At 47.1% G+C, this 12,926-nt stretch carries 14 protein-coding genes; 8 read left to right on the forward strand and 6 right to left on the reverse strand.

Annotated features, from left to right (window positions below; all coding sequences use genetic code 11):
* Positions 1 to 9: 9 nt before the first annotated feature.
* The 6 genes from tatA to hemB are packed head-to-tail and all read left to right on the forward strand — an operon-like array spanning position 10 to position 3,695.
* Positions 10 to 264: a twin-arginine translocase TatA/TatE family subunit gene (gene tatA / locus ACUJFK_RS00415; protein WP_226751352.1), complete on the forward strand. Its 255-nt coding sequence runs from the start codon at positions 10 to 12 to the stop codon at positions 262 to 264.
* A gap of 2 nt (positions 265 to 266) precedes the next feature.
* Positions 267 to 647 carry a Sec-independent protein translocase protein TatB gene (gene tatB / locus ACUJFK_RS00420; RefSeq protein ID WP_445425725.1) on the forward strand — a complete coding sequence of 127 codons (381 nt, stop codon included), beginning with the start codon at positions 267 to 269 and terminating at the stop codon, positions 645 to 647.
* Positions 625 to 1,389: a twin-arginine translocase subunit TatC gene (tatC, locus tag ACUJFK_RS00425; protein WP_226751354.1), complete on the forward strand. Its 765-nt coding sequence runs from the start codon at positions 625 to 627 to the stop codon at positions 1,387 to 1,389. The genes tatB and tatC overlap by 23 nt, the downstream gene beginning before the upstream one ends.
* The gene (locus tag ACUJFK_RS00430; RefSeq protein WP_445425726.1) at positions 1,386 to 1,895 is read left to right on the forward strand and encodes a hypothetical protein; all 510 of its coding nucleotides are present in this window, start codon (positions 1,386 to 1,388) and stop codon (positions 1,893 to 1,895) included. Before tatC ends, ACUJFK_RS00430 begins: the two co-directional genes overlap by 4 nt.
* A 2-nt stretch (positions 1,896 to 1,897) precedes the next feature.
* Positions 1,898 to 2,698: a TatD family hydrolase gene (locus ACUJFK_RS00435; RefSeq protein ID WP_445425727.1), complete on the forward strand. Its 801-nt coding sequence runs from the start codon at positions 1,898 to 1,900 to the stop codon at positions 2,696 to 2,698.
* Positions 2,688 to 3,695 (forward strand): porphobilinogen synthase, encoded by a 1,008-nt coding sequence (gene hemB, locus ACUJFK_RS00440; RefSeq protein ID WP_229586055.1) that lies wholly within the window; start codon positions 2,688 to 2,690, stop codon positions 3,693 to 3,695. Before ACUJFK_RS00435 ends, hemB begins: the two co-directional genes overlap by 11 nt.
* 51 nt (positions 3,696 to 3,746) lie before the next feature.
* On the opposite strand, the gene gppA is transcribed toward hemB, so the two are convergent.
* Together gppA and rhlB are read right to left on the reverse strand one after the other, a co-directional pair.
* Positions 3,747 to 5,303 (reverse strand): guanosine-5'-triphosphate,3'-diphosphate diphosphatase, encoded by a 1,557-nt coding sequence (gene gppA, locus ACUJFK_RS00445; protein WP_226751448.1) that lies wholly within the window; start codon positions 5,301 to 5,303, stop codon positions 3,747 to 3,749.
* A complete protein-coding gene (gene rhlB, locus ACUJFK_RS00450) occupies positions 5,269 to 6,558 on the reverse strand; it encodes an ATP-dependent RNA helicase RhlB (protein WP_226751358.1) in 1,290 nt (429 codons plus the stop codon). The genes gppA and rhlB overlap by 35 nt, the downstream gene beginning before the upstream one ends.
* Before the next feature lie 102 nt (positions 6,559 to 6,660).
* Between rhlB and trxA the strand changes: the two genes are divergently transcribed.
* Together trxA and rho are read left to right on the forward strand one after the other, a co-directional pair.
* Positions 6,661 to 6,987 (forward strand): thioredoxin TrxA, encoded by a 327-nt coding sequence (gene trxA, locus ACUJFK_RS00455; protein WP_226751359.1) that lies wholly within the window; start codon positions 6,661 to 6,663, stop codon positions 6,985 to 6,987.
* Positions 6,988 to 7,181: 194 nt separating this feature from the next.
* On the forward strand, positions 7,182 to 8,447 hold the full coding sequence (gene rho / locus ACUJFK_RS00460) for a transcription termination factor Rho (RefSeq protein WP_226751360.1): 1,266 nt from the start codon (positions 7,182 to 7,184) through the stop codon (positions 8,445 to 8,447).
* A gap of 88 nt (positions 8,448 to 8,535) precedes the next feature.
* On the opposite strand, the gene ACUJFK_RS00465 is transcribed toward rho, so the two are convergent.
* From ACUJFK_RS00465 to ACUJFK_RS00480, 4 genes are all read right to left on the reverse strand, one after another.
* Positions 8,536 to 9,720: an IS4 family transposase gene (locus ACUJFK_RS00465; protein ID WP_445425728.1), complete on the reverse strand. Its 1,185-nt coding sequence runs from the start codon at positions 9,718 to 9,720 to the stop codon at positions 8,536 to 8,538.
* Between the two features lie 213 nt (positions 9,721 to 9,933).
* Positions 9,934 to 11,244 carry a thymidine phosphorylase gene (gene deoA, locus ACUJFK_RS00470; RefSeq protein WP_445425729.1) on the reverse strand — a complete coding sequence of 437 codons (1,311 nt, stop codon included), beginning with the start codon at positions 11,242 to 11,244 and terminating at the stop codon, positions 9,934 to 9,936.
* Between the two features lie 2 nt (positions 11,245 to 11,246).
* A complete protein-coding gene (locus ACUJFK_RS00475; protein WP_445425730.1) occupies positions 11,247 to 11,675 on the reverse strand; it encodes a cytidine deaminase in 429 nt (142 codons plus the stop codon).
* A 54-nt stretch (positions 11,676 to 11,729) separates the two neighbouring features.
* Positions 11,730 to 12,905, reverse strand: a complete 1,176-nt coding sequence (locus tag ACUJFK_RS00480) for an MFS transporter (RefSeq protein WP_445425731.1) — start codon at positions 12,903 to 12,905, stop codon at positions 11,730 to 11,732.
* Positions 12,906 to 12,926: the final 21 nt, after the last annotated feature.

The following is a 12,926-nucleotide window of genomic DNA, read 5'->3' on the forward strand; positions in this document are numbered from 1 at the left end:
GAGTGCAACATGGGTATCAGTATTTGGCAATTATTAATTGTCTTAGTCATCGTGGTGTTATTGTTTGGCACGAAACGTCTAGGCAGCATAGGCAATGATCTTGGCGCTGCTATCAAAGGGTTTCGTAACTCAGTAAAAGATGAAAAAGCCGACGACGAAACAGACGAAAGCTTTAAAAAACCAGAGCAACTTGCTGAGAAATCGCATGGTGCAACTGAGTCAACTTCTACACAGTCTGTTAACTCTGAGAAAGATAAACACTAACTATGGGCTTTTGGGAACTCCTCGTCATTGCCATAGTAGCGTTACTCGTGCTTGGGCCAGAACGTTTACCAGGTGCTATCCGTAGTACCATGAAAACGGTGCGTAGCGTGAAGCAGTTTGGCCAACAAATGCAAGCCGAACTCAGCGACAACCTCCGGATACACGAATTACATCAAAAACTTAAAGATGCTGAAGCCAAAAACTTACTTAATCTTAGTGATGATGAAAAAGCAGCCATCAAAGAATTAACTGAAGCGGCAAATTCGGTAAGACCAACCAATGCCCAAATGTCATTGAACAACTTGACTCAACAACTTGGCAAAGACCTCACCCCTACTTCCAGTGAGACTGTCGTAAAAAATGAAAACAAAACCGGATCCTAATAGCCTTCTTGGTCATTTAATTGAATTACGCAATAGAATACTGCGCTCTGTTATTGCAGTATTACTGGTATTCCTTTGTTTGGCTTACTTTGCACGCGACATCTACGCTTTACTAGCTAAACCCTTGCTGGCGGTGCTACCAGAAGGTACCAGCATGATTGCCACCGATGTGGCTGCGCCTTTCTTTGCGCCGTTTAAATTAACCTTTATGGTCTCTATTTGTTTAGCGATTCCCTATATTTTACTGCAAGTGTGGCAGTTTATTGCCCCAGCGCTATACAGCCGGGAAAAACGCTTAATGGCGCCGTTAGTGGCGAGCAGTACCTTGTTATTTTATGGTGGCATCGCTTTCGCTTATTTTATTGTTTTCCCATTGGTTTTTGCCTTTTTCACTAGCGTCGCGCCAGAAGGTGTAACCATTGCCACTGACATTACCAGTTACCTAGACTTTGTTCTGAAGCTGTTTTTTGCTTTTGGTTTGTCCTTTGAAATTCCTATCGCCATTCTATTACTGGTATGGAGTGGTAGCGTTAGCCGTGCCACATTGGCAGAAAAACGGCCTTACATTATTGTCGGGGCCTTTATTCTCGGCATGCTATTAACCCCACCAGATGTGTTATCACAAACGTTATTGGCTATTCCAATGTGGATGCTATTTGAAGTGGGCCTGTGGCTTAGCCGCTTTTATGAGCCTAAAGCCGATAACAGTGCAGCAGACAACACTGAGGAGCAACAACCATGATCACACGCTTGTTAACAACTAGCAGCTTACTGCTGTGTTTTAGCCCGATCAGCATGGCACAAAGCCCCCTTGCGAATGCACTTGAACAGTGCCGCACGCTAGCGCAAACAGCGCAACGCTTGGCCTGTTATGATGCCATTAATACATCGACCAATACGTTAAGTACTTCAGCACCGACACTTGCACCTGCAGAAGTCGTGCAAACTAACCCTGAGGTTGCAGCAGAAGCTGATCTGAAAACGATAGAAAGCCAATTTGGTCACGAACGTAAGCAAGCCGTGGATAATATTGAGCAAATCACCTCTATCGTGCGGAAAGTCAGCTATAGCTTACGCAAAGAGGTCATTGTGGAATTTGAGAATGACCAAGTGTGGCGTCAAACTAATTCTGCTTTTTATCCCATCAGTGTAGGTGAGATACATCACATTAAGCGTGGCGCGGTCGGATCGTTTTATCTAGCCAATGATAAAAACAACCGTACGCTTAAAGTAAGACGCATTGACTAATCATGCGCTGGTTTGACTGTGGGCTTAATCTTTTTAGTGCCCAATTCGCGGCCCAAGAAAGCGCCATTATCGCTGCAGCAAATGCCGCGGGTGTCACTGATTGTTTATTAATTAGTAGCGACTTAGCCGAAAGCCAGAAAAATCTCAACTTTTGCCAGCAACATACCGGTTGTTACAGTACTGCTGGCGTGCACCCGCACCAAGCGGCCAACGTCGGGGCAGACTGGCTGCAACAACTTGCCCTGCAGCTGCAAGCAAACCATGTATTGGCGATAGGCGAATGTGGCTTAGACTTTAATCGCGATTTTTCACCACGCGACCAACAACAACAGGTCTTTGCCGAACAGCTCGTGCTGGCTAAGCAGTATCAATTACCCGTGTATCTGCACGAACGCGATGCCTTTGCTACACAAATAGCCATGCTAAAAGAACAACCCCCGCTTCGCGGCGGCATTGCCCATTGCTTTACGGGCGATACTAACCAACTGAAAGCCTACCTTGAGCTTGGACTTTATATTGGTATTACCGGTTGGTTATGTGACGAGCGCCGAGGCCAAGCCTTACAACAAGCTATTCAATATTTACCGGCCGATCGTTTAATCTTAGAAACCGACGCCCCCTATTTAACTCCCCGAACTATCAGACCGCGCCCTCGGCATAATACACCCGCTTTATTGCCCGCTATTGGTGCCGAAGTTGCGCGTTTAACGGGGCAAAGCTTAGCGCAAGTGGCCGAACAGAGTTACCAAAATAGCTGTCGTTTATTGCAATTACCCGTTGAGGATATTATTGATGCACACTAACCGTTTTTTTCCTGCTAGCCGCTTACGCCGCATGCGTGAGCATGATTTTAGCCGACGTTTAATGGCAGAAAATCAGCTAACAGTGAACGACCTAATTTATCCGATGTTTATTATCGACGGTGTTAATAAACGCGAAGCCATTGCCTCAATGCCTGGCATAGAGCGGCTAACACTGGATTTGCTACTCGAAGAAGCCAAAGCATTAGTCGCACTGGGGATCCCTGCTATCGCGCTGTTCCCAGTCACCCCAGCCGCCAATAAATCATTAACCGCTGAGGAAGCGTGGAACCCCGATGGTTTAGCGCAGCGCGCAGTTCAGTTATTAAAAGAACATACACCCGAATTGGGCATCATTACCGATGTGGCATTAGATCCTTTTACCACGCATGGCCAAGACGGCATTATTGATGAAAAGGGTTACGTTCAAAACGACATTACCACCGCAGCACTGGTCAAACAGGCATTGTCGCATGCCGCAGCCGGTGCCGATGTGGTGGCGCCCTCTGATATGATGGATGGTCGAATTGGGGCGATCCGCGAAGCATTAGAAGAAGCCGGTTATGTGAATACCCGCATCATGGCTTACTCTGCTAAATATGCCTCCAGCTATTATGGCCCGTTCCGCGATGCGGTTGGCTCAGCTGGCAACCTAAAAGGCGGTAATAAAAAGAATTATCAGATGGATCCGGCAAACAGCAATGAAGCCCTGCACGAAGTGGCCATGGATCTGGAAGAAGGTGCAGATATGGTCATGGTAAAGCCTGGTATGCCGTATCTGGATATTGTCCGTCGCGTGAAAGATGAGTTTGGCGTGCCAACTTTTGCCTACCAGGTTAGTGGTGAATACGCCATGCATATGGCCGCTATCCAAAATGGCTGGCTTGCAGAGCAACCGGTGGTTATGGAGTCGTTATTAGCCTTTAAACGGGCAGGCGCAGATGGCATCTTGACGTATTTTGCGAAGAAGGTCGCGATCTGGTTAAAACAAAACGGTTAAGTTACAAGAGGATGCTTGCTGCCCTGCTTTTAGTAATGGCGGCAAGCAGACTTAATTGATAATTAATTCCCAACCCGCCTGTTGCTGATATTGTACTTCTTGTTCTAACTCGGCACGCATTAACGGATGCTGCTCTAGCCAACCCGCTGGCATGGTTAAGGTTAGGGTTTCTGCCTTAGCGCTAATCGTTACCTGCGGTAAAGCCTCCAGCCGACGCCGCATCGACATAATCACTGCTAAACGTAAGATCCGCGTTAAACGCACGGTTAATAACACCGAGGTCATGGTTTGTCTGGCGATCACTTCCCGTGCAATATCAGCACGATGGTTATACACCAAAGCCATCACTAACTGCTGTTGCGCACGGGTAAACCCGGGCAAGTCAGAATGATTGATAATATAAGCACCATGATGATGGTGATTTTTATATTCAATCAGTAAGCCCAGCTCATGCAATAAGGCACCTGAACGAAGCATACTGTGCCCTTCAAACTTTTGCAGATCCCAACGGCCTTGTAATTGCCCAGCCAACTCCGTCGCCATCTCGGCAACCCGCTCGGCATGTTGCTGGTCAATAAAGTAACGTACCATCAAGCTGTTTACCGTACGATTACGCACATTACTGTCTTGCAGGCCCGGCAACATGCTATACAGCACGCCTTCGCGTAAAGCGCCACCGGATAAGGTCATGCCACTGATTTGTAGCTGCCGAAACAGCGCAATCAAAATCGCTAAACCAGAGGCAAACACTTGTTTACGTTCTTGCGCTAAACCTAAGATACTTAATTGCTCAACCGGACCACACGCCATGGCTTGCTGCATAATGTCTTCTAAACGGCGCAGTGTAATCACTTCGTCTTTGCCCTGTGCCACCAAGATTTCTTGCATGGCTTGCACGGTGCCTGACGCCCCCACCGCAATTTGCCAACCTTCATTAAGAAAAGAATCACGGATCTTAACGATCTCCGTTTCAGCCGCTTGAATCGCCGCCGAGAAATTATCTTCGCTTAATTGTTGGTCTGTAAAATAACGCTCAAGGTAGGTTACGCAGCCCATATTCAGGCTAGATAGTAAAGTCGGTGTAAAACCCTGGCCAATGACGACCTCGGTACTGGCACCGCCAATATCGATCACCAAGCGGTTGCTGTCGCTATTGGAGGTATGTGCAACACCTAAGTAAATAATGCGCGCTTCGTCTTCACCGCTAATCACTTGCACCTGTTGGCCAAGGATCGCTTCTGCTTCTTGCAAAAACACTTTGACGTTTTGGGCTAAACGTAAGGTGGCAGTGCCGACGATGCGAATATTTTCAGCCGGAATATCTTGCAAGCGCTCGGCAAATAACGCCAAACACTCCCAACCACGTTTCATGGCTTTGTGGCTAAGGACTAAGTTGTCATTTAAACCCGCAGCCAAACGTACTTTGCGTTTAACCCGGCCAATAACTTGCACAGAACCGCCAACCACCTTGACCATCAACATATGAAAGCTGTTGGAGCCGAGATCAATCACCGCATAAATATCACTATGCGGTGAGCGTATCGAGGCAGCGTGATCGCTGTCGAGGGAGTGATTATCTAGGGCGGCTGCGAGGAGATCTTGTGCCATTACTCGGGCGTCCACTATTACCGCGGTTACCTGCACCACTTCGTGCTTGTGCTGGACGGCGTCTAACACGTGGCTTCGGTGGTGTAACATCCGTTAACAAAGCGTCGGCATCATACTGGGTAACAGGTACTGGATGCCGAATATACTCTTCGATCGCGGTTAAATTCAGGGCATAACGCTCACAAGCAAAACTGATCGCTTTACCACTTTCACCCGCACGGCCGGTTCGACCAATACGATGCACATAATCTTCGCAATCATCGGGTAAGTCATAATTAAATACATGACTTACCATCGGAATATGCAAACCACGCGCAGCCACATCGGTGGCAACTAAAATATCTAACTTACCGGTAGTAAAATCGTCGAGAATTTTTAATCGTTTCTTCTGAATAACATCGCCAGTCAGTAAACCGACGCGGTGACCATCAGCATCTAACCAATGATACACGTCTTCACAGGCGTGCTTAGTATTCGCAAAAACAATGGCTTTATCTGGCCATTCTTCTTCTAATAACGTCAGCAACAAAGCCATTTTGTGCTCATGTGCTGGATAAAACAGCTCTTCACTGATCCGGCTGCCGGTCATTTCTTCTGGTGCGATATGGATATGCACTGGCTGATTCATTTTTTCAAAGGCCAGTTCTTGTACCTTGTAAGACAAAGTAGCTGAAAAAAGTAAACTTAACCGCTCAGTGACTGGCGGCATACGATTAAACATAAAGCGGATATCTTTGATAAAGCCCAGATCGAACATGCGATCGGCTTCATCTAACACCACCACTTGAATTTGTGACAGCTCAAATAAGCCTTGTTTTAAATAATCAATTAAGCGACCGGTAGTGCCGATCAAAATATCTACGCCTTGTTCTAACAATTGGCGTTGAGAATCGTAACCCTCGCCCCCATAAATCAAGCCAAGGCGCAGATTCGATTTTTGCGCTAGCATAACGGCATCATTATGGATCTGAACGGCCAACTCTCGCGTAGGAGCCATTATGATGGCGCGAGGTTGACCTGAACCCTTGGGTTCATGCGTAAGCAGATGATGGAAGGTCGCAGTAAGGAAAGCGAGTGTTTTACCCGTACCCGTCTGTGCTTGACCTGCAATGTCTTTCCCAGCAAGCGCTAGGGGTAAACATTGTGCCTGAATTGGCGTACAATAGTCATAACCTTGCGCTGCAAGAGCGTCAAGAACCTGTGGTGCCAATCCGAAATCGGCGAATTTATGCGATGTTAAGTGTGTTTTATTCATATCTACCTAGCATAACTGTTACGCTTGCAATAAGAAACAGCCGCGATTAAATTGATAATATATTTTTTGCAGTGTAACTGCACAGCATGAACGGAGAAATAGATGAGCGAACATATTTTACAGGTTTCTGACGACAGCTTTGAAGCTGATGTATTAAAAGCAGAAACGCCAGTACTGGTTGATTTCTGGGCGGAATGGTGTGGCCCATGTAAAATGATCGCGCCGATCCTGGATGATGTCGCATCTGAATATGCGGGTAAAGTTGCAGTGGCCAAGGTCAACATCGACCAAAACCCGAACACACCACCAAAATTTGGTATTCGTGGCATTCCAACCTTACTGTTATTCAAGAATGGTCAAGTTGCCGCTACTAAAGTAGGTGCCCTGTCAAAAACGCAATTAAAGCAGTTTTTAGACAGCAATATCTAACGATGTGCTAAAAAGGCGTATTTTTTGTACGCCTTTTTTCTATTGTCCGCTGGACGGACGTTATCGCAGCTGCTATTGTGTGCAGTAGCAAACACCCTGAACCACGCTTGTCTGTCGAATAAACCAACTTCTATCCCATATTTATCGAATTGATAAGCATTTAATCTGTTTCCACCAACAAGAACCCATCAAATATGCATTTAACAGAACTGAAACTGAAGCCAATTAGCGAGCTGGTTGAGTTAGCTGAGTCTATGGGCCAAGAGAACATGGCTCGTCTGCGCAAACAAGATATCATTTTCGCCATCCTTAAATCCCATGCCAAAAACGGTGAAGAAATTTACGGTGATGGTTGCTTAGAAATCTTACAGGATGGCTTTGGTTTCCTTCGTTCCTCTGACAGCTCGTACCTAGCTGGCCCAGACGATATCTATGTCTCGCCTAGCCAGATCCGCCGCTTTAACTTGCGTACGGGTGACAGCATTTCCGGTTTAATTCGGCCACCTAAAGAAGGTGAGCGATACTTCGCCCTGCTAAAAGTCAGCGAAGTTAACTTCGGCAAACCTGAGCATGCTCGTAACAAAATCTTATTCGAAAACTTAACGCCGCTGCATGCGAACTCACGTTTACGCATGGAACGGGGTAACGGTAGCCGCGAAGATATCACGGCACGTGTCCTAGACTTAGCCTCACCTATCGGTAAAGGGCAGCGCGGGTTAATTGTCGCGCCACCAAAAGCCGGTAAAACCATTCTGTTGCAAAACATCGCCCAATCTATCGCCGCCAATCATCCTGATTGTGTACTGATGGTGTTGTTAATCGACGAACGCCCAGAAGAAGTCACCGAGATGCAGCGTTTAGTGAAAGGGGAAGTAATTGCATCTACCTTTGATGAACCGGCTAGCCGTCACGTACAAGTTGCTGAAATGGTTATCGAAAAAGCCAAGCGCTTGGTTGAACACAAGAAAGACGTGATCATCCTGCTTGACTCGATTACGCGTTTAGCTCGCGCTTACAACACCGTGATCCCTAGCTCAGGCAAGGTATTAACCGGTGGTGTGGATGCAAACGCCTTGCACAAACCAAAGCGTTTCTTTGGTGCGGCACGTAACGTTGAGGAAGGCGGCAGTTTAACCATTATCGCCACAGCCTTAGTGGATACCGGTTCTAAAATGGACGAGGTTATCTACGAAGAATTTAAAGGTACCGGTAACATGGAACTGCACTTATCGCGGAAAATCGCTGAGCGCCGTGTGTTCCCTGCTATCGACTTTAACCGTTCAGGTACGCGCCGTGAAGAATTACTGGCGTCACCAGAAGAACTACAAAAAATGTGGATCCTGCGGAAAATCTTACATCCCATGGATGAAACCGATTGTATGGAATTCCTTATCGATAAGTTGTTAATGACTAAAACAAACGACGAATTCTTTGATGCGATGAAACGTCAAAAGTCTTAAGTTGAGTTGTTAATAAAAAAACCGGCGCAAGCCGGTTTTTTTATTACTGTATGCCTGAGGGATCCCCACAAAATTAAGATACATACTATTAGCTCTTTGCCAATTTGATTACCGCCCAGTCCCACTGTGCAACCCAGAGCAAGATTTGTTTAAGTCCTTGCTGATAATTGTGCCTGCATATAGGCATTTTAGGTTCCTTACAAAGCAGTATCCCGAGGAAGTTCAGTGCAAGCACTCGCCGATTTTTTACCGTATTAGCCTGATATCGCAAATGTAAGCCAGCCTTTTCACCCGCCGAACCCATCAGGTAGTGGAACCAATTTGCCAGTGCCGCGAGTAACAGCAATATACCCAAACGTGATTTGATTTTAGTGCCGTGCAGGTCGCTTCCTAAGCCATAACGTGAGCTTTTCTGGTCTCGGAAACTTTCTTCAATTTGCATCCGGCTACTGTAGCACTTGGCGATTTTATCTGCGTAGCCATGGCACTCAGGCAAAGATGACACCAATAACCAAGGTTCTTTGTAAGACTTATTTTTGTCTCGCTTCAATAGCTTATAGCCTTTACCAACTAGAATCGCGCGGGTTTCATAATGTTGCGTCTGAGTCAGCACGATTGCGCCTAAGTGTTTAGGGGTGGCGCGAGCTTTTTTATAAAGCGCATTTACGGTCATAAACTCTGTTTGCTCTGCCAGTTTAAGCTTCACATTACCTCTGACTCTGGCGACATAATGCCAGCCTAATTTGCGCACCTGCTTAAGCCAAGGCACTTTAAAGCCAGCATCGGTGACGATAACAGGCTTACAGTCGCTAGGTAACATGGCCTTGAGTTGCTTTAAAAACGCCCAGTGCAAATGTGGGCAAGTGTAATCTTCTGCCGCCGCCACTTTTTGTAATAGCGTGAGTGCTCTGCCATCAACAGCGATGCTGGCTCGCAAAATAAAATGGCGCTTCGCGGTATCAGCGTTGCTCCAGTCAATCAAAATGAGCGGCTGCGTTTTGCTACTGACAATCAAATGAGTCATTGCCGCATAGATCAGAGGCAGTTCCCGTTGTAGATTGGCATTGCTGAGCAATCTATCCGCGCGCTTAATGCTGACTTTGTCAGATGTGCCTGGCATAGCGCGACCAATCGCTGTGACGGTGCACCGCGCATCTTTGGTCAAAGCTGTTACAGCATCTAAAAACACCGAAAATCGGGTTTTATGCATCGTTTTGGGGGTGACAAATGTGAGGAAATCAGCGAGCATAGTTTTTACATTCATGGTGACCATCCGCGTTTTGTGAGTTTTGGCGAATGATCAGATCGGGAACCACCATGAATGTTCCCTAATCGCCTAACTTTTTATTTTAACTACAGAATTTCTGGGGATACCTCAGACTGTATGCCGCATTTAACAAAACGAACCGCATAGCGCGTTATGCACTACTCGTTTCGTGCGTAAAAACACCGCTTAAAAAATCTCAATAGCAAACCGTCACTCCCGTTAACCAATCACTTGATGTACTAACGGTGCTACCGCGGTAAGGTCAAAACGACACGCAGCTAAAAACTCTGCTTTTGCCATCTCGGCTGCAGCCGTGGTTGCCGCATGCACGGTGGCTAAAGGTTGCCCGATACTGACTTGATTTCCCGCACTTACAATCTGACTAAAGCCAACCGCAGGGTCAATTTTCTGTGCAGGATGCGAACGCCCTCCACCCAATCTTACAACGGCCATGCCTAAACCAACGGTGTTGGCATAGTGCAGTTCTCCTGCTTGAGGTGACTCGATCACTAAACTCACTGGTGCTGCCGCTAAATATTGCTCAGGCTTTTCAAACAAGTCTGCGGGGCCACCCATGGCACTGACCATCTTCGCAAAAATCTCTGCCGCTTTACCCGAACTCAAACTGTGTTCAAGTGCGGCTACCGCAGCGGCTTTATCGGCATACACCTTGCCTAGAACCAGCATATTCGCACCGAGTTCTAAAGTTAATTGATGTAATCTTGGCTCTCGGTATTTACCGGTTAAATAATCCAGCGTTTCCATCACTTCTAACGCATTACCCGCAGTAGCCCCTAAGATTTGATTCATATCAGTAATTAACGCGCGGGTAGCGACACCTGCACCGGTTGCAGTGTTAACAATGCTGTTCGCCAGCGCAGCAGCATCATCCGCCGTGGCCATAATGGCCCCATTGCCCACTTTAACGTCCATCACCAGCACATCTAAGCCTTCAGACAACTTTTTCGACAAAATAGACGCGGTAATCAGTGGTATAGATTCTACCGTGGCCGTCACATCACGAATGCCATACAAACGACGATCTGCAGGGGCGAGCTCACTACTTTGACCAACAATAACGCAACCTAACTCAGGTAACAGTTGGCGAATACGGTTCAGTGATTGCGTACAGCTATAGCCTGGGATCGCTTCCAGTTTGTCTACTGTGCCCCCCGTATGGCCCAACCCGCGGCCGGCAATACTTGGCATATAGGCACCACAGGCTGCGACCATCGGTGCTAACATAAGCGTGACTTTATCACCCACACCGCCCGTACTGTGTTTATCAACTACCGGACCATTTAACTGACCTTGCCAATTCAATACCGTGCCTGAATCGCGCATCGCTAACGTTAAGGATACGGTCTCGGCTACCGTCATACCGTTTAAATAAATGGCCATGGCCAGCGCAGCCGCTTGGCTATCGCTAAAGTTGTCGTATGTTAAACCTTGTACGAACTGTTTAATCTCGGCCTCAGTTAATACTTGGCCATTCCGTTTTGTTTTAATAATTTCCTGTGGGATCGCCATGCTTAATCCTTTGATATCTTGTTACTAGCAGCTAAATAGTTAGGGGTAAAGGCATCGGGTAATAAGTATTGCAGTTCCCAATGCTGCTGTTCGCCTAAATGGTTACAACTGGCGATAGGGCTGTCTGGTTGGAAAAACTCAGCAATTACTTGACGACACATACCGCAAGGCGGTGTCAGCTTTTCTTGTGGGGTATAGACCATCACGGCCAGTAATTTACGATGCCCCGCCAACACGGCAGCGGCGATGGCATTGCGCTCCGCACACACCGTCGCACCATAAGAAGCATTTTCAACATTACAACCTGAAAAGATTTGGCCATTCTCGGCCTGCACAGCTACGCCGACAGGGAACTGACTATAAGGGGCATAAGCCTGTGCCGCAGCGTCTTTGGCGGCCGCTTCTAACGCGGCCCAATTAATTGTCTTCACAGCTAAAACTCAGTAACTAATGGGCATATAGTTTTGCTGGGTTTTCGGCTGCGGTCAAGCGCTTGCGGTTAATGACGTTAAACGACGGCAAAACAACATAATCATCAGCAGTAGCCAGCCACAGGCTAAAGGTACTAACCAGTAAGCGTTTAAAATACCAGCCTGTTCCGCCCATACCCCAGTGGCTAAACCGGCAAATTGAAAGCCCACAGAAGTGCCAATGCTGGCAATACCCGATAACACAGGGCCATTATCACTATCCATACCCATCGCGGTTGCCAACATCAGTGGAAATAAGCCGCCGATGCCTAAGCCCAGTAATACATTACCTGCGGTAAGTTGTGGCAAACCGACACTCAGTTTTAATAACAAAGCACCACTCAGTGCGAGCGAGGCTAGCAGCAACATTAATTGCGCTGGGCTACACCACCGCAGTAGTAAAGCGAAGCCCAAGCGGCTGAGCACCATACCACCGGTAAACCAAGCAAGTAATAATCGCGCTTGCTCGGTTTCTATACCGATACCGTCTGCTGCGTAACTGACAAACCAATTACCTTGGCCCCACTCGGCTGCGCCGTAGCCAATCATCACCAAAAACATTAAAAAAAATAGCGGCTGGCGCAGCACTTTGACATAAGACAAACTACTGCCTTTGTGCTCCGCCTTACTGGCCATTTGTGGCTGAGCCTTGGCGACATATAAGCTGTAGAACCCTAATAACAATAAACCCAACGCAATAAAGCGCAGCGGCCAGCGCCAATCGTCTAGCACCCAAAATAACACCACGACCCATAATGGCGCGGCCAAGGTCCCTAAACTAAACATAAAATCCATCAGCCCCATCATCGCGGCGCGTTTATTCGCAAACAATCTCGCGATCAAGGTGTGGCCCACAGTGAACATCACCGCGTAAGTCATGCCCACTAACACGATGAGCGGCAATAATAACTGCCAGCGGGTAATAAATGAGAACAATAACAGTAACAAGGTTTCAACCAACGCCAAGCTGGCAAACAACCTTAAAAAGTGAAAACGCTGCGCATATTTGCCGCCCATCACCGCCCCAAAAATGGCGCCCATCGACAACAAACTAAAAAATAAACCACTGATACTGGTCGACATCTGTAGGTCTTTGGCCATATCAGGCAATAAAATACCCCATAAAATGATCAAATTACCTAACAGAAAAAAACCACTAAAAATCACTGCGGTTGGCGCTGCACGCGACATAACCTACTCCAAAATGCTGAC

Source organism: Alishewanella sp. HL-SH06 (assembly GCF_052656265.1).